This is a genomic window from Thiomicrorhabdus sediminis (assembly GCF_005885815.1).
Lineage (GTDB): Bacteria > Pseudomonadota > Gammaproteobacteria > Thiomicrospirales > Thiomicrospiraceae > Thiomicrorhabdus > Thiomicrorhabdus sediminis.
The window spans coordinates 748,762-766,002 of record NZ_CP040602.1; the positions used below are offsets into that span (position 1 = coordinate 748,762).

Annotated in this window: 18 protein-coding genes and 1 tRNA gene; 18 read left to right on the forward strand and 1 reads right to left on the reverse strand. The window is 46.7% G+C overall.

Annotated features, from left to right (window positions below):
- The first annotated feature begins 14 nt into the window (after positions 1-14).
- From accD to FE785_RS03420, 5 genes are all read left to right on the forward strand, one after another.
- Positions 15-869 carry an acetyl-CoA carboxylase, carboxyltransferase subunit beta gene (gene accD, locus FE785_RS03400; RefSeq protein WP_138564418.1) on the forward strand — a complete coding sequence of 285 codons (855 nt, stop codon included), beginning with the start codon at positions 15-17 and terminating at the stop codon, positions 867-869.
- 62 nt (positions 870-931) lie between these two features.
- Positions 932-2,272, forward strand: a complete 1,341-nt coding sequence (folC, locus tag FE785_RS03405; RefSeq protein ID WP_138564420.1) for a bifunctional tetrahydrofolate synthase/dihydrofolate synthase — start codon at positions 932-934, stop codon at positions 2,270-2,272.
- Positions 2,273-2,300: 28 nt separating this feature from the next.
- On the forward strand, positions 2,301-2,939 hold the full coding sequence (locus tag FE785_RS03410; protein ID WP_138564422.1) for an SPOR domain-containing protein: 639 nt from the start codon (positions 2,301-2,303) through the stop codon (positions 2,937-2,939).
- Between the two features lie 99 nt (positions 2,940-3,038).
- Entirely contained in the window at positions 3,039-4,556 is a 1,518-nt protein-coding gene (gene purF / locus FE785_RS03415) for an amidophosphoribosyltransferase (RefSeq protein WP_138564424.1), read from the forward strand.
- A gap of 54 nt (positions 4,557-4,610) precedes the next feature.
- Positions 4,611-5,792: an O-succinylhomoserine sulfhydrylase gene (locus FE785_RS03420; protein WP_138564426.1), complete on the forward strand. Its 1,182-nt coding sequence runs from the start codon at positions 4,611-4,613 to the stop codon at positions 5,790-5,792.
- Between the two features lie 101 nt (positions 5,793-5,893).
- Here the strand turns inward: FE785_RS03420 and yhbY are convergent, their stop codons facing one another.
- Positions 5,894-6,199 (reverse strand): ribosome assembly RNA-binding protein YhbY, encoded by a 306-nt coding sequence (gene yhbY / locus FE785_RS03425; RefSeq protein ID WP_138564428.1) that lies wholly within the window; start codon positions 6,197-6,199, stop codon positions 5,894-5,896.
- 60 nt (positions 6,200-6,259) lie between these two features.
- On the opposite strand from yhbY, the gene rlmE reads away from it, so the two are divergent.
- From rlmE to nuoF, 13 genes are all read left to right on the forward strand, one after another.
- On the forward strand, positions 6,260-6,880 hold the full coding sequence (gene rlmE, locus FE785_RS03430; protein ID WP_138564430.1) for a 23S rRNA (uridine(2552)-2'-O)-methyltransferase RlmE: 621 nt from the start codon (positions 6,260-6,262) through the stop codon (positions 6,878-6,880).
- A gap of 170 nt (positions 6,881-7,050) precedes the next feature.
- Positions 7,051-9,039, forward strand: coding sequence for an ATP-dependent zinc metalloprotease FtsH (gene ftsH / locus FE785_RS03435; protein ID WP_238696345.1), 1,989 nt, complete (start codon positions 7,051-7,053; stop codon positions 9,037-9,039).
- Positions 9,040-9,095: 56 nt separating this feature from the next.
- The gene (gene folP / locus FE785_RS03440) at positions 9,096-9,944 is read left to right on the forward strand and encodes a dihydropteroate synthase (protein ID WP_138564432.1); all 849 of its coding nucleotides are present in this window, start codon (positions 9,096-9,098) and stop codon (positions 9,942-9,944) included.
- Positions 9,945-9,982: 38 nt separating this feature from the next.
- A complete protein-coding gene (glmM, locus tag FE785_RS03445; RefSeq protein WP_168188901.1) occupies positions 9,983-11,311 on the forward strand; it encodes a phosphoglucosamine mutase in 1,329 nt (442 codons plus the stop codon).
- 68 nt (positions 11,312-11,379) lie between these two features.
- Positions 11,380-12,135 (forward strand): triose-phosphate isomerase, encoded by a 756-nt coding sequence (gene tpiA, locus FE785_RS03450; protein ID WP_138564434.1) that lies wholly within the window; start codon positions 11,380-11,382, stop codon positions 12,133-12,135.
- Positions 12,136-12,139: 4 nt separating this feature from the next.
- On the forward strand, positions 12,140-12,460 hold the full coding sequence (gene secG / locus FE785_RS03455) for a preprotein translocase subunit SecG (RefSeq protein ID WP_138564436.1): 321 nt from the start codon (positions 12,140-12,142) through the stop codon (positions 12,458-12,460).
- 9 nt (positions 12,461-12,469) lie between these two features.
- Positions 12,470-12,554 (forward strand) — tRNA-Leu (locus tag FE785_RS03460).
- A gap of 63 nt (positions 12,555-12,617) precedes the next feature.
- Complete coding sequence (locus tag FE785_RS03465; RefSeq protein ID WP_138564438.1) at positions 12,618-12,974, forward strand: NADH-quinone oxidoreductase subunit A; 357 nt, start codon at positions 12,618-12,620, stop codon at positions 12,972-12,974.
- On the forward strand, positions 12,965-13,441 hold the full coding sequence (locus FE785_RS03470; protein WP_029407874.1) for a NuoB/complex I 20 kDa subunit family protein: 477 nt from the start codon (positions 12,965-12,967) through the stop codon (positions 13,439-13,441). The genes FE785_RS03465 and FE785_RS03470 overlap by 10 nt, the downstream gene beginning before the upstream one ends.
- 22 nt (positions 13,442-13,463) lie before the next feature.
- Positions 13,464-14,135 carry an NADH-quinone oxidoreductase subunit C gene (locus tag FE785_RS03475; protein ID WP_138564439.1) on the forward strand — a complete coding sequence of 224 codons (672 nt, stop codon included), beginning with the start codon at positions 13,464-13,466 and terminating at the stop codon, positions 14,133-14,135.
- Between the two features lie 12 nt (positions 14,136-14,147).
- Entirely contained in the window at positions 14,148-15,401 is a 1,254-nt protein-coding gene (locus FE785_RS03480; RefSeq protein ID WP_138564440.1) for an NADH-quinone oxidoreductase subunit D, read from the forward strand.
- Positions 15,398-15,904, forward strand: coding sequence for an NADH-quinone oxidoreductase subunit NuoE family protein (locus tag FE785_RS03485; protein ID WP_138564441.1), 507 nt, complete (start codon positions 15,398-15,400; stop codon positions 15,902-15,904). The genes FE785_RS03480 and FE785_RS03485 overlap by 4 nt, the downstream gene beginning before the upstream one ends.
- Positions 15,904-17,184, forward strand: a complete 1,281-nt coding sequence (gene nuoF / locus FE785_RS03490; protein WP_138564442.1) for an NADH-quinone oxidoreductase subunit NuoF — start codon at positions 15,904-15,906, stop codon at positions 17,182-17,184. Before FE785_RS03485 ends, nuoF begins: the two co-directional genes overlap by 1 nt.
- Positions 17,185-17,241 lie beyond the last annotated feature (57 nt).

Genomic DNA, 17,241 nt, shown 5'->3' on the forward strand with positions numbered 1-17,241 from the left:
GGGCAGGAGAAATTATGAATTGGTTTGAAAAGATTCTACCAAGCATCAAGCAGGTAACTGAGCGTAAGAAATCAGTACCGGAAGGACTTTGGACTAAGTGCCCGAAGTGTGAAAGTACCTTATACCGCGCAGAGGTGAAGCGCAACCAAGAGGTCTGCCCGAAGTGCGATCATCATATGCGTTTAGGTGGTCGTCAGCGTTTGGAGACGTTTTTGGATGAAGGTTCATTTGTTGAAACCTCGGCAGATATTTCACCGGTTGACCGTTTGAAGTTTAAAGACCTGAAAAAATATAAAGATCGAATCGCCCAAGCGCAACGTGCCACAGGTGAAAAGGATTCGTTTATTACCGGCTCGGGTAGTATCAATGGTTTGCCGGTTATGGCGGCAGCGTTTGAATTCGGTTTTATGGGGGGGTCAATGGGATCGGTTGTCGGCGAGAAATTCGTTCGCGCAGTAGATCAGGCCATTGCCGACAAAACGCCGTTTATCTGTTTCTCCGCCAGTGGTGGTGCTCGTATGCAAGAAGCATTGTTCTCGCTAATGCAAATGGCTAAAACCAGTGCCGCTTTAGGGCGACTGCGAGCTGAAGGTCTACCGTTTATTTCAGTATTGACCGACCCGACAATGGGTGGGGTTTCCGCCAGTTTTGCGATGTTGGGTGATTTGAATGTTGCCGAACCTAAAGCGCTGATCGGTTTTGCCGGCCCTCGTGTTATTGAACAGACGGTGCGTGAGAAGTTGCCGGAAGGTTTTCAGCGCAGTGAGTTCTTGCTGGAACATGGTGCAATCGACCGTATTATCCATCGTCATGAACTGCGCAATGAATTGTCAGATATCTGCAAAATGCTGATGAATGTTCCTGCATAAGTCAGATTGTCGTGTTTGCAGTGATTGCCATACAAAATCGTTAGTTTCGAGTCTTATCCCTAATGAATACGCCGACTAGCCAATCCAGCCTGGAAACCTGGGTGGATTGGTTATTAAACCTGCATAACCAAGAAATTGACCTAGGTCTTGAACGCATAGCCAAGGTAGCTGAAAAGCTTAGCGTGCAAAAACCGACACCTTTTGTGATCACCGTTGCCGGTACTAATGGCAAGGGCTCGAGTGTGGCCATGTTGTCATCCATCTATGCACAAGCCGGTTTAACGGTCGGTACCTACACGTCACCACACATCCATTGTTTTAGCGAACGCATTAAAATCAACGGTCATCCTGTCAGCAAGCAGCAGATTGTTGATGCATTTGTCACTATTGAACAAGCCCGTGGTGAGATCAAATTAACCTATTTTGAGTTTTCTACCTTAGCGGCGTTGGTGATTTTCCAGCAAGCCGGCCTTGATTTGATTGTGTTGGAAGTCGGTCTTGGCGGGCGTTTGGATGCGGTCAATGTGGTCGATGCCGATATGGCGCTGGTTACTGCGATTGATATAGATCATATCGATTGGCTTGGTGATGATCGCGCTCAAATCGCGATTGAAAAAGCCGGTATTATGCGTGCTGAACGTATGGCGGTCTGTTCCGACCCGACTGTGCCGGCGACACTGATTGAGTATGCCGATAAGCTGGATGCCAAGTTGACTTTGTTGGCGCGCGATTATAACTATCAAGCATTATCTAAAGATAGTTGGTCGATGACATCTTCCGTTTCGCCACAGGCGCGGTCTTATTGCAGGCCCGCACTTAGCGGCGATTTTCAACTGCAAAATGCCGCTGGTGTGCTGGAAGTGGTCGCGCGTTTGCAAGATCGTTTTAAAGTTTCAGATGAACAGATCAATCAGGGATTGCAACAGGTCTCGCATGCCGGTCGAATGGAGTGGCGCGATCTAGACGGACAGGCTTGGTTGATAGATGTCGCACATAATCCGCAATCGGCTCAAGTCCTGGCGCGAAGTTTGCAGCAGATTGACGCTGAAAACACATCAATACAGCAAAGCGTGCCCAGAGTGGCGGTTTTTTCCGCTTTGGACGATAAGGATATGCTGCCGATGGTCGAAGCGGTCGCACCTTTTGTCGATTATTGGTTGCTAGCCGATTTGCAGATTCCCCGTGCCAGCAGCATCGTGAAGCTTGAGCAGATACTAATCAATGCTGGAGTTGCTTCGGAACAAGTGCAAGCCTGTAGTACAATAGATCAAGCAGTCAAATTGGCGGCACAAAAAAAGGATAATCAAGTTTTGGTGTGGGGATCCTTTTTTACTGTGGCACAGGCTTTACAAACTTGGCAAAATTTAGGCCGTGAGACGGCCTCTATCTCTCCTGTTTACTGAAAAGGTTAAAGGGTTTTAAAGACGATTCATGGATTTAATCAGTAAATATCGTTTGATCGGCGCTTCGATTTGGTTGGGTCTGCTGGTGATTATTGTTCCCAGCTGGTATAGCGATCCGGTAAATTTTCAGCCCGATGGTGCGGTGTTACAGCACAATAAGAGCACCTTACCGGTCATTGAACAGCCATTTCGATTGCCTGCCCAGGCTATTGAGCCAAGAACCGATGCCGAGCAACAGCGCGAGGCCATTAAGTTGGATATGGCCAGTGTTGCCGCTTCAGAAGAGAGTCAGCGCAAACAGCAGGCATTGGATAAATTAAGTGAAACGCTAGCCTCTTTAAACAAAGACGATGCGGAAAAAAGCGCTGCCAAGCAAGCACACGTTGAAAACAAAACGCCGGTCACAGCTAAAAGCATTGCGCCAAAAGAGGCGGCAAGCCCGCAATGGATATTACGTCTGTCAAGTTTTAGCGATATTAAAGATGCCAATGATCTTCTTGGCAAGCTCGATTTGTGGGGTTATGAAGCCAAAATCAAATATTTTGAAAAGAGCAAAGTCTATTCGGTGAGAACCGGTCCTTATTTTTCTCGTGCTAAAGCTGACAAAGATAAGGCTAAATTAGATAAAATGTTGCGAACTAATGGCGTGGTGGTCGAATCACGTTAGAAATTTATAGAATCGCTTAAAAAACATGGTTTTTTTAAGCGATTAGTAATCTTAAAACTAAAAGCATAAGCGATAGATTAATTAAGAGAGTGTGCGAAGATGTGCGGTATTGTTGGGATTGTATCGGGTACGGGAAATTACGTTAATCAGGAGATCTATGACTCCTTAACGATTTTACAGCACCGTGGTCAGGATGCAGCAGGGATTGTGACTTGTGAAAACGGACGTTTTTACCAGCGTAAAGATAATGGTTTGGTAAAAGACGTTTTTCGTACCAGACACATGCGTGACCTTTTGGGAACAACCGGTATCGGTCATGTTCGTTATCCGACAGCGGGTTCTTCATCAAGTGCCGAAGCCCAGCCGTTTTATGTGAACTCTCCATACGGTATTGCCATGGGGCATAACGGCAACCTGACCAATGCCGAACAATTAGCTGAAGAAATCTATCGCACAGATTTACGTCACCTAAACACCAATTCTGACTCCGAAGTTCTTTTGAATGTATTTGCGCATGAATTGATGCAACAGAAAAAGCTGGAAATCAATCATGCCGATGTATTCAAAGCGGTGGAAAACGTTCATAAGCGAGTTCGTGGTGGTTATGCTGCAGTAGGGATTATCGCCGGTTTCGGTCTGGTCGGGTTCCGTGACCCGTTCGGCTTGCGTCCGATTGTGGTCGGTAAACGTGTTACCGAGAAAGGTACGGATTATATGGTTGCCTCCGAATCGGTTGCTTTGAGCGGTCTTGGTTTCACTTTGGAAAAGGACTTGGCGCCAGGTGAAGCGGTCGTGATTACCGAAGACGGCCAAATCTCTTACCAGCAATGTGCTGAAAACCCGGTTTATTCGCCATGTATTTTCGAATACGTCTACTTTGCCCGTCCGGATTCGATGATGGACGATATCTCTGTGTATAAGTCTCGCCTGCGTATGGGTGAGAAGTTGGCTGAGAAGATTTTGCGTGAATGGCCGGATCACGATATTGACGTGGTCATGCCGATTCCGGATACCAGTCGTACTTCGGCGTTGGAGTTGGCGACCGCTTTGGGTAAACCATACCGTGAAGGCTTTATGAAAAACCGTTATATCGGTCGTACCTTCATTATGCCGGGACAGCAGTTGCGTAAGAAATCCGTGCGCCAAAAGCTAAATCCGATTGATTTGGAATTTGAAGGCAAGAACGTTTTATTGGTCGATGACTCGATTGTGCGTGGTACGACCTCCGGGCAAATCGTACAAATGGCACGTGAAGCCGGGGCAAGCAAGGTTTATTTCGCATCAGCGGCACCGGCCGTTCGTTACCCATATGTTTACGGTATTGATATGCCGTCTCCATCTGAGCTGGTGGCAAGCAATCGCACAACCGAAGAGGTCGCAGAAATCATTGGTTGTGATAAGTTGATCTATCAAGATTTGGAAGACCTGATTGATGCGGTAAGCGTGGGCAACGACAGTATCAAGCAGTTTGATACTTCATGTTTTAGCGGTGTTTACGCTACCGGTGACATTACACCTGAATATTTGGCATCTTTAGATACCAGCCGCAACGATGATGCTAAGGCTACTAAGCAGGTCACAGGACAGGAAGGCATGGGCTTGCACAACGGTTCTTAATGGACGTTGTTTGATGGCCTTAATGACAAGCCGGTAAATGAATTAGGTAATGCGATGAATGAATTTGATATAGAAACGCTGGCAGTTCGTGCCGGCTATGATCAAACGCCAGAGCAGGAAAACAGTGAAACGATTTTTCCGACTTCTAGCTTCCGTTATGAATCCGCGGCACAGGCGGCTGCGCGTTTCGGTGGTGATGAGCCGGGCAATATCTATTCGCGTTTCACCAATCCGACCGTGCGTACCTTTGAAAAGCGTTTGGCTTTAATGGAAGGGGGGGAGTCCTGTGTCGGAACCGCTTCGGGCATGTCCGCCATCCTGTCGACTTTTATGGGGCACTGCAAAGCCGGTGACCATATTGTTTCATCACAAAGTATTTTCGGTACAACCAAAGTTCTGTTTACCAAATATCTGGCCAAGTTTGGAGTCGATGTCAGCTTTGTCTCACAAACCGATATTAGCGAATGGCAAGCGGCGATTCAGGAGAATACGGTAGCGCTGTTTTTAGAAACACCATCCAATCCGTTGACCGATATTGCCGATATGCAGGCTTTAAGTCAACTTGCCAAAGCGAATGACTGTTTATTGATTGTGGATAACTGTTTCTGCACACCGGTGCTGCAGCGTCCGTTGGAACAGGGCGCGGATATTGTTATTCACTCAGCGACCAAGTTTATTGATGGTCAAGGCCGAGGTATTGGTGGTGCGGTTGTCGGTTCAGCCGAGCTGATTGAAGAGCCGGTTAGAGGTTTTATGCGGACCGCCGGGCCAACAATGAGTGCTTTCAATGCATGGATTTTCTTGAAAGGGTTGGAAACTTTGCCGGTGCGCATGAAAGCGCATTGTGAAAATGCCATGCAGTTGGCGCTGTGGTTAACCGAGCATCCGGCGGTGGAAAAAGTATTCTACCCTGGGCTGAAATCTCACCCGCAGTATGAATTGGCGCAAAAACAGCAGTCTGCCGGTGGTGGCTTGGTTACCTTTACCGTCAAGGGTGGTAAGGATAACGCTTGGCTGGTTATCGACAGTACACAGATGTTGTCGATTACCGCGAACCTCGGGGATGTGAAGACCAGTATTACCCATCCTGCGACAACAACACACAGTCGTGTCGAACCAGAAGCTCGTCTAAAAGCCGGGATTACCGATAATCTGGTACGAGTGTCGGTTGGCTTGGAATCGATTGAAGATATTAAAGCCGATTTGGCGCGAGGTTTGGATCAGCTGATTGCTTAAAGGCAGTGAGCGATAGGTGTTTTGTTAATGAAAAAGCCGCTCTTAAGGTTAACTTTGAGCGGCTTTATTGTGTGAGTGGTCAACAGCTTGCGAATGGCAAATTATTTAGGTAGGGAAAACTCACTCTCTTCCGATTGGCGGAAAATCACTACCGTTTTACCGATGCTTTGTACTAGTAAAGCCCCGGTTTGATCAATGATGTGGTCAACGATCTGTTTGCGGTCGTCACGATCACCGATGGCGATTTTGATTTTTAACAGTTCGTGATGTTCTAGGGTTTTATCCAGCTCTTTCATCAGGCTATCCGTCACGCCTTTGGCACCGATAATGATCATCGGGTTGATATGGTGAGCAATGCCTTTGAGAAATTTCTCTTGGGATTTGGATAATTTTTCAGGTTGGCTCATTGAAATTTCCAATATGAGTTATTAATAATAAAGTTGTTATATTGTAGTTGAAAACACCTTATGGCGAGAAGTAAATCCAGCTCAAGTTGGTTAAAAGAACATTTTGACGATTATTACGTTGCCAAAGCCAAGCAGGATGGTTGGCGTTCGCGTGCAATTTATAAGTTGCAGGAAATCGATGAAAAAGACGCACTGTTCAAACAAGGTATGTGTGTCGTTGATCTAGGGGCCGCTCCGGGTGGCTGGTCGCAGTGGACAACCCATAAGGTCGGTGGCAAAGGTGAAGTGTTTGCCTTGGATATTTTGCCGGTTGAACCTTTTGCCGGGGTGACCTTTATTCAAGGTGATTTCCGTGAAGATGAGGTGTACCAAAAATTGCTTGATGCGTTACAGGGTCGTGATGTCGATGTGGTGATGTCGGATATGGCACCGAATATGAGTGGCAATAAAGGGGTTGATATTCCTCGTGCCATGTATCTCGTGGAGTTGTGTGTGGAATTGGCCGATCAAGTATTGAAAAAGAATGGCGATCTGCTGATGAAGGTTTTCCAGGGTGAAGGTTATAACGAATTAATTAATGATTTGCGCGGTAAATACAGCAAGGTAATTACCCGGAAACCAAAGGCTTCGCGCCCTAGAAGTAAAGAGATTTACTTGCTCGCGCGAGGCAAAAAATCTTGATGTTTGCAGGCAACAGATAGTTGTTCCGATAAAATATTTTTATCGCAAAATATGGTAAAGTAATTTTGTTGGAAGAAAACGCTTAGAATTGCTGTCTTAAAAAGAGATAAGACTCAAAAAAATATCAAGAACATTATAGAGAACAATGCTGAGTTAACTAAGGTTACGCAATGAAAAATGATATGTTAAAAAATGTGCTAATTTGGACAGTCGTCGCAATGGTATTGATGTCTGTGTTCAACCATTTTGGCTCACAGGGTCAAGGTTCTTCGGGGCGTTTGGACTATTCTGATTTTATTGAAATGGTTCATCAAGGCCAGGTCAGTAGTGTCAATATCGAAGGCCAGACCATCCGTGGTGTCTATACCAATGGTGATGCATTCACTACCTATAACCCAGGCGATCCAGGTTTGATGGGTGATCTATTGGATAATCAAGTCAAGGTCAGTGCACAACCACCTGAGAAACAGAGTGTGTTGATGCAGATCTTTATTTCCTGGTTCCCGATGCTGCTGTTGATTGCGGTATGGATTTTCTTTATGCGATCTGTCGGTGGCGGCATGGGCGGTAAAGGCGGACCTATGTCTTTTGGTAAGAGTAAGGCTCGTATGCTGACGGATGATCAAAATAAGGTGACCTTGGATGATGTTGCCGGTGCCGATGAAGCCAAGCAAGAAGTTGGTGAAATTGTTGATTTCCTTAAGGATCCGTCAAAATACCAAAATCTGGGTGGGAATATCCCTCGCGGTGTCTTAATGGTCGGGCCTCCTGGTACGGGTAAGACTCTATTGGCGAAAGCGATTGCCGGTGAAGCCAAGGTGCCGTTCTTTACCATTTCAGGTTCTGATTTTGTTGAGATGTTTGTCGGTGTGGGGGCTTCACGTGTTCGTGATATGTTTGAACAGGCCAAAGCGCATGCCCCATGTATTATCTTTATCGATGAGATCGATGCGGTAGGTCGTAGCCGTGGTACCGGTATGGGCGGCGGTAACGATGAGCGTGAACAGACATTGAACCAGATGCTGGTGGAAATGGACGGTTTCGAAGGCAATGAAGGGATTATCGTTATTGCCGCGACTAACCGTGCCGACGTGCTTGACCCGGCGTTATTGCGTCCTGGTCGTTTCGACCGTCAGGTGACTGTAGGTCTGCCGGATATTCGTGGTCGTGAGCAGATTCTAAAAGTGCATATGCGTAAAGTGCCTTTGGCTGATGATGTTAATCCATCGTATATCGCTCGTGGTACGCCAGGATTCTCCGGTGCGGATTTGGCCAACTTGGTTAACGAGGCGGCATTGTTTGCGGCGCGTGAAAACTGCAAACTGGTTACTCAGAAGCACTTTGAAAAAGCCAAAGACAAGATTTTGATGGGTGTCGAGCGTAAGTCGATGGTGATGAATGAAAAAGAACGCCGTATGACAGCTTATCATGAAGCCGGGCACGCTATTGTCGGTTATCTGGTGCCTGAGCATGATCCTGTTTATAAGGTGTCGATTATGCCGCGTGGTCGTGCTCTTGGGGTGACTATGTATCTTCCTGAAGAGGACAGCTACAGTTATTCAAAACGTAAGCTCGAAAGTCAGTTGTCGAGTTTGTATGGCGGACGTATCGCTGAAGAACAGATTTACGGTCCTGATGCGGTAACCACGGGTGCCAGTAACGATATTGAACGTGCCACGGCGATTGCCCGCAATATGGTCACCAAATGGGGCTTGTCGGATAATCTGGGTCCTTTGATGTATGAAGAGGAAGATAAGGGTGGCTTTATGGGAACTTCCCGTAATGCCAATGTTTCCGGAGAGATTTCAAAGCAGATTGATGTTGAGATCCGCAATATTATCGACCGCAACTACAAACGCGCCCAACAGATTCTGTTGGATAATGCCGAGAAGCTTGAGATTATGACTGAGGCATTGATGCAATACGAAACCATTGATTCTCAGCAGATCAAGAATATTATGGAAGGCTTGCCGCCAGGAGAGCCGAAGGACTGGCAGGAACGCAAGCCGGATGATGAATCAAGTAGTGGTAGTTCCGCAGCGGAAGATGACGTTGAAGCGAAAACCGATGCGGATTCGGATAATAAAGATGATTTGGTTAAAGATGACCTAAGTGGTGATAAGGCTGAATCTGATAGTGGAGAGCCTAAACTGCATTAAGCCGTTTACCTCTCTAGCAAACCCCGAATGTTTCGGGGTTTTTTTTTGGAGTCATTATGTTCGATATAGCGCAAGCGTTACAAAAACTTGAATCCAGTCGTGCCGGCATGCCGTTGGTGATGGGGATTCTCAATGTTACCCCGGACTCGTTTTCCGATGGTGGTCAATTTGTTGTCATGGATGTCATCAAGCAGCAGGTTGAAGCTATGATTAAAGCCGGAGTCGATATTATTGATATTGGTGGTGAATCTACCCGTCCGGGAGCGGAAAAAGTATCGCTCGATATCGAGCTGCAAAGGGTGATGCCGGTCATCGAATGGATTAAGCAAAACCATGAAGTGGCTTTATCGATTGATACCTATAAGGCTGAGGTGATGAAGCAGGCTATTCAAGCCGGTGTCGATATCGTCAACGATGTCAATGCCCTGCAGGCCGAAGGCGCGTTGGAAGTGGTCGCAAATAGTGATGTTTCGGTTTGTCTGATGCATAAGCAGGGTACCCCGGATACGATGCAGAACAGTCCGCATTATGATGATGTGGTTGTTGAGGTGAGTGACTTTCTGATGCAGCGTGCCCAGGTCTGCGAGCAGGCCGGTATTGTCAAGCAGCGCATTATTCTCGACCCCGGATTTGGCTTTGGCAAGAATTTACAGCATAATACTCAGCTGTTTAATGATTTGGATCAGATGTTGCTGTTGGGCTATCCGCTTTTGGTGGGGGTTTCAAGAAAGCGCATGATAGGTCAGATACTCGCTTCAAATGAAGCCGATTTACCGGTTGAACAACGTATGGTTGGTAGTGTTTCTGCCGCGGTATTGGCCGGTCTGAAGGGCGCCCAAATTGTCAGGGTGCATGATGTCGAGCAGACTCTTCAGGCTTTACGTACGGTTTCGGCATTAATTTAATCCTATTTAAAGCTGTCAAATAGCCGTTGGGAATCTTTATGCAAAAAAAATATTTTGGTACAGATGGTATTCGTAACCGCGTTGGATCAGGTCTGATTCGTCCGGATCAGGTGCTAAAGCTGGGCTGGGCAACCGGTAAGATTATGCGTGAGCGCGGTATGTCAAAGGTCATGATCGGTAAGGATACCCGCATCTCCGGCTATATGTTTGAATCCGCACTGGAGGCCGGGTTTATTGCCGCAGGTATCGATGTTATGTTGCTGGGTCCTATGCCAACTCCCGCGGTGGCTTATCTGACACAAACCTTCAATGCCGATATGGGCGTGGTGATCAGTGCTTCACATAATCCGCATCATGATAACGGAATTAAGTTTTTCTCGGCGGCCGGTGTGAAAATCAGCGATGAGCTTGAACTGGCGATTGAAGCCGCTTTTGAAGAAGATATGGATGTTGTCGAGTCCGAAGAGCTGGGTAAGGCCAAGCGTATCGATGACGCTGCCGGTCGCTACATTGAATTTTGTAAAAGTACCTATGATGCCAAAATAAAGCTGGACGGATTTAACCTTGTCTTGGATTGTTCGCATGGCGCTACCTATCATATTGCTCCGCATGTATTTAAAGAGTTGGGGGCTAAAGTCATTACCATCGGTGCTCAGCCGGATGGCATGAATATCAACCAAGGGTGTGGGGCGACGCATCTGGATGCGTTGCAAGCGGCGGTGGTCGAGAATCAAGCCGATCTGGGGATTGCTTTCGATGGTGATGGCGATCGTGTGATGATGGTCAACTGCCGTGGTGAAGTGATCGATGGTGATTTGATTCTCTATATTCTGGCTACCCGGGCGCAGCGTCGAGTCGAAGGTGTGGTCGGTACGGTTATGAGTAATCTGGGTGTGGAAAACGCCTTTAGGGCGCAAGGAATCGATTTTGCCCGTTCTGCGGTCGGTGATCGCTACGTTAAAGAATTATTGACCGAGCGTGGCTGGGTATTTGGTGCCGAACAATCGGGTCATGTGTTGTGTTTGGATAAGATCTCAACCGGTGATGGTATCGTCGCTGCGTTGCAAGTGATGTCCGCTTTGGTTCAGTCGGCAAAAACCCTGACGGAGCTGCTGGATGATGTCGAGGTTTACCCACAAGTTTTATTGAATCAACGAGTTGATGATGCCAAGCGCATTATGCAAAGCAACGAATTACAATTGGCGATCGAGCAGGCTGAAGTTGAATTGGCGCAAAACGGACGAGTTTTGGTAAGAGCATCCGGTACCGAACCTTTGATCAGGGTAATGGTCGAAGGGCAGGATTTAAATGTCATCCAAAGCCTTGCAGAGCGCCTAATTCAGGTGGTTCAATCAGAAATTTCGTGAAAATGCAAGATTGTTTTTAAGTCAAGAAAACGCTAATATTGTAAAACTTTTGTGTTGGAGATTAGTAAATGAGAAAACCGTTTGTTGCAGGTAACTGGAAAATGCACGGCTCTAAGGCGATGATCTTAGACCTTGTTAATGGATTGAACAGTCAAGCTGATCAAATCGGAGATGTTGATGTAGCGGTTTGTCCACCCGCGATTTACATAGATTATGCTAATCAAGCACTTTCGACAAATAAAATTTCTTTGGGCGCGCAAAACATGGCAGAAGAAGCCGTTCAGGGTGCGTTTACCGGAGAGGTGTCAGCGGCAATGCTGAATGATATGGCGTGTCGTTATGTGATTTTGGGTCACTCAGAACGTCGAGCGATTTATGGCGAAACGGACGCGCAAATTGCAAACAAGGTTAAGGTCGCTTTAGAGGCAGGTTTGACACCGATTTTGTGTGTTGGTGAAACTTTGGAAGAGCGCGAGTCCGGCGTGATGGAACAGGTCATTGCAACCCAAATCAATGCCGTGCTGGATGCGGTCGGTATTGAAGGTTTCAATAATATCGTTATCGCCTATGAGCCGGTTTGGGCAATTGGTACTGGTGTGACAGCGTCACCACAGCAAGCGCAAGACGTTCATGCCTTTATTCGTGGCATGTTGGCGAAACTTGATGCGGCAGTGGCCGACAAGGTAATTATTCAATACGGCGGTAGTGTGAAACCTGACAATGCGAAAGAATTGTTTGGTCAAGCAGATATCGACGGTGGTTTGATTGGTGGTGCTTCATTGAGCGCCGATGACTTTATCGCTATTTGTAAAGCGGCAGGATAAAAACATGTTTGGAATTGTATTAACAATACATCTTATTATTGCAGTAGTTTTAGTGGCTCTTGTGTTGGTTCAACACGGTAAGGGTGCTGATGCTGGTGCAAACTTTGGTGGAGGCGGAACATCGCAATCCGTATTTGGAAGCGGTGGTTCAGCAACATTCTTATCAAGAATGACTGCAATCGTCGCAACCGCCTTCTTTATTACCAGTTTGGTGTTGGCTTACATTGCCAGCGAGCAAGCCAAAGGGTATCAGAGCGTTACCAATAAAGCGCCTGCTGCCATCGAAGTTGAAAAAGACTCAACAGCACCTGTGGTGCCAGAATAAGAATATTTAGCCGATGTGGTGAAATTGGTAGACACGCCATCTTGAGGGGGTGGTAGCGCAAGCTGTGGCGGTTCGAGTCCGCCCATCGGCACCATATTAACGACTGCCGTAGCGAGGTTCGCTGCGGCTTTGACTTGCTAGACGAGGCCTAAAACCCATGCTAGAAAACTATCTTCCAATCCTGGTATTTGTTGTACTGGGGATTTTATTTGGTGTAGGACCGATTTTAATCGGTTATCTACTTGGACCACAAAAGCCTGATCCAGAAAAAAACTCGCCTTATGAGTGTGGTTTTGAAGCGTTTGAAGATGCTCGAATGAAATTCGACGTGCGTTTCTATTTGGTGGCGATTTTGTTCATTATTTTCGATTTGGAAATTGCTTTCCTTTTCCCGTGGGCGATTGTGCTAGACGAAATCGGTACATTCGGTCTGTTGGCAATGGGTGTTTTCTTGTCACTGTTGGTAGTTGGCTTTATTTACGAATGGAAAAAAGGAGCGCTTGAATGGGAGTAGAAGGTGTTTTGAAAGAAGGTGTAGTTACTACATCTGCTGACAAACTCATTAACTGGGCGCGTACTGGTTCTTTATGGCCGATGACATTCGGTTTGGCTTGCTGTGCGGTAGAAATGATGCATGCCGGTGCTTCGCGTTACGATTTAGACCGTTTCGGTATTATTTTCCGTCCAAGTCCACGTCAATCTGATGTCATGGTGGTTGCTGGTACCCTGGTAAACAAAATGGCACCTGCTTTACGAAAGGTTTACGACCAGATGGCGGAACCTCGTTGGGTTATCTCAATGGGTTCATGTGCCAACGGTGGTGGTTATTACCATTATTCCTATTCAGTAGTTCGTGGTTGTGACCGCATTGTTCCGGTTGATGTTTATGTCCCGGGGTGTCCGCCAACTGCTGAAGCGCTGCTATACGGTATTGTCCAGTTGCAGAATAAGATTAAACGCACTAACACGATTGCTCGTTAAATAATTACAAAGTAGACCTACTATGAAACAGTCAGTATTGGATTTACAAAATAAGATTCAGCAGGTGTTGGGCTCACAACTGGTTGATACCAGCATTGCGCTAGATGAATTAACTATCGAAGTCGCACCAAAAGATGTCGTTACCGCTTTAACTGCATTGCGTGACGATTTAGGGTTTGAACAGTTAATCGATCTATGTGGTGTCGATTACCTTGACTACGGTCAGGCCAACTGGGAAACCATGAGCGCACCAAATAAAGGCTTTAGTCGTGGTGTGTTTGATTTCGCCGAAGATGAACAAGACGAAAATATCGATATGCCACGCCGTTTCGCCGTGGTTTATCACCTATTGTCTGTAGCGAATAATAATCGTGTGCGCGTTAAGGTGTTTGCTGAAGATTCTCAGATGCCAATCGTAGACAGCGTGATCGATGTGTGGAATGTTGCCAATTGGTTCGAACGTGAAGCGTTCGACATGATGGGGATTATTTTCAACGGTCACCCTGATCTGCGTCGCATTCTTACCGATTACGGTTTTGTCGGTCATCCGTTACGTAAAGACTTCCCGTTGACCGGGCATGTTGAAATGCGCTATGACTCGGAAAAAGGTCGTGTGGTGTATGAACCTGTCTCAATTGAGAATAGAGTCAATGTCCCACGCGTGATTCGTAAGTCATCACCAAGCAACGTCTAATAGGAATCAAAAATGCCTGAAATTCGTAACTATACACTTAACTTCGGTCCTCAGCACCCGTCGGCGCACGGGGTTCTGCGTTTGGTTCTGGAATTGGACGGTGAGACAGTTGTCCGTTCCGATCCGCATATCGGTCTTTTGCACCGTGGTACAGAAAAGCTAGCCGAATTCAAACCTTACAACCAGTCTATCGGTTACATGGACCGTTTGGACTATGTTTCGATGATGTCTAACGAACACGCTTATGTGATGGCGATTGAAAAGATGCTTGGTGTTGAAGTCCCCGAGCGCGCCCAGTACATCCGCGTTATGTTCGATGAAATTACACGTGTACTGAACCATTTGATGTGGTTGGGTGCTCACGCACTGGATATCGGTGCCATGACCGTATTCCTCTACGCGTTCCGTGAACGTGAAGACCTGATGGATTGTTATGAAGCGGTTTCCGGGGCGCGTATGCACGCGACTTATTACCGTCCGGGTGGGGTTTACCGTGATCTACCTGATACCATGGCGAAATACGAAAAATCGAAATGGACTAACGGTAAGAAACTGGATGAGTTGAACGAAACCCGTGAAGGTTCATTGCTTGATTTTATCGAAGCCTTTACCGAGCGTTTCCCAGGTTATATCGACGAGTACGAAACCCTATTGACCGACAACCGTATCTGGAAACAGCGTACTGTTGATATCGGTATTGTTTCACCTGAGCGCGCATTGCAGCTTGGTTTTACCGGTCCGATGCTACGTGGTTCGGGTATCGAATGGGATTTACGTAAAAAGCAGCCATACGAAGTCTATGACAAGATGGAGTTTGATATTCCTGTCGGTAAGACCGGTGATTGCTATGACCGTTACCTTGTACGTGTTGCCGAGATGCGAGAGTCAAACCGCATTATCAAGCAGTGTGTCGATTGGTTAAAAGCCAATCCAGGCGCGGTAATGTCAAGTGACCATAAGGTGGCGCCACCGACACGTGAAACAGCAAAATCGAATATGGAAGCCTTGATTCACCACTTCAAACTTTATACCGAAGGTTATGTAGTGCCTGAAAGTGAAGTCTATTCTGCGGTTGAGCACCCGAAAGGGGAGTTTGGTATCTATATGGTGTCAGACGGTGCCAACAAGCCTTACCGTATGAAAGTGCGTGCCCCAGGGTTCCCGCATCTTGCCTCATTAGATGAGATGGTTAAAGGGCATATGATTGCCGATGTGGTATCGATTATCGGTACTCAAGATATCGTATTTGGAGAAATCGACCGATGAGTTCAACAGTGACTAACACGGCCAACTTTATCCAAGGCGAGGTTAAGGCTCGTATTGATAAATGGATCGCCAACTATCCTGCAGACCAGAAAAAATCAGCAACCATGCCGGCCCTGCGCATCGTGCAAGAGTGCCATCACGGTTACTTAACCACTGACCTGATGGATCAGATTGCTGAATACCTGGAAATCACACCAATGGAAGTATATGAAGTAGCGACCTTCTACGGAAACTACGAGCATGAGCCTGTTGGTGAAATCAAATTATGTGTCTGTAACAGTATCTCCTGTATGTTGCGCGGTAGAGATGAAATTTTGGCGGCTATCGAGAAAAAGATCGGTATCAAGCCAGGTGAAATGACTGAAGACGGACGTTTCAGCGTGAAAATGGTTGAGTGTTTGGGGGCTTGTGGTGGTGCTCCAATGATGCAAGTTGGTAAGGTCTATCACGAGAATCTAACACCGGAAAATATCACTGACCTGCTAGAAGAGTGGAGTAAATAATGGTTGTTCAAAATGAAAATTGCTTTCGTTTAAATCACCTTGAAAACTCTTGGGACTTGGATACTTATGTCGCTAACGGCGGTTATGAAGTATGGAAAAAAGTAGTCGCAGGTGAGTTGGAACCAAACGAGATTATCGAAGAAGTAAAGGCTTCCAATATTCGTGGCCGTGGGGGCGCAGGCTTCCCAACCGGTTTGAAATGGAGCTTTATGAACCGTAATGCACCGGGGCAAAAATACATTGTCTGTAACTCCGATGAAGGTGAGCCGGGAACTTTCAAAGACCGCGATATCATGCGTTACAATCCGCATGCGTTGGTTGAAGGTATGGCGATTGCCGCTTATGTTATCGGTGCCAGCCGCGGTTATAACTATATCCGTGGTGAGTTCTGGGAGCCTTATCAGCGTTTCAATAACGCAATTAAACAAGCTCGTGAAGCAGGCTTTTTAGGTGACAATATCTTGGGTTCGGGTTGGGATTTCGACCTGTTCACTCACTTGGGTGCCGGTGCTTATATCTGTGGTGAAGAGACCGCTTTGATCGAGTCGATCGAAGGTAAGAAAGGTCAGCCTCGTTTCAAACCGCCATTCCCGGCGAGTTTCGGTTTGTATGGCAAGCCGACCACTATCAATAATACTGAAACCTTGGCCTCTATTCCGATGATTTTGGCTAAAGGCGGTAAGTGGTTCAACGATCTAGGTGTGGAAAACGCCGGTGGAACAAAGCTTTACTCTGTATCCGGCCATGTTAATGCGCCGGGTAACTTTGAGGTTCGAATGGGAACCCCATTTAAAGACCTGCTGGAATTAGCCGGTGGGATCTGGAAAGGTCGCCAATTCAAAGCGGTCATTCCTGGAGGTGCTTCGACAGCCATTATCCCGGCTGAAAAAGCGCTCGAAATGAATATGGACTATGACTCAATCGCCAAGGCAGGTTCTTTTCTGGGTGCCGGTTCGGTCATCATTATGGATGATCAGACCGACATCGTTAAGGTTATGCAGAACCTGAGCCATTTCTATTGGGATGAGTCATGTGGTCAATGTACTCCTTGTCGTGAAGGAACGGGTTGGCTATACCGTGTCTTGACTCGAATTGTTGAAGGGAAAGGTCGTCCAGAAGACATCGCCGCTCTGAAAGATGTATCCGGCAAAATCATGGGTAATGTTATCTGTGGTTTGGGTGATGCAGCGACAATCGCGTTAACCAGTGCGTTGGAACATTATGAACATGAATTCCAGCACTATATTGAACATGGCTGCAGTATTTTCGATCGCCAATAATTGATTGGCTGAGCATCGAAATACGAATAAATAAGTTAAACCTTAGGTTAAAGAATT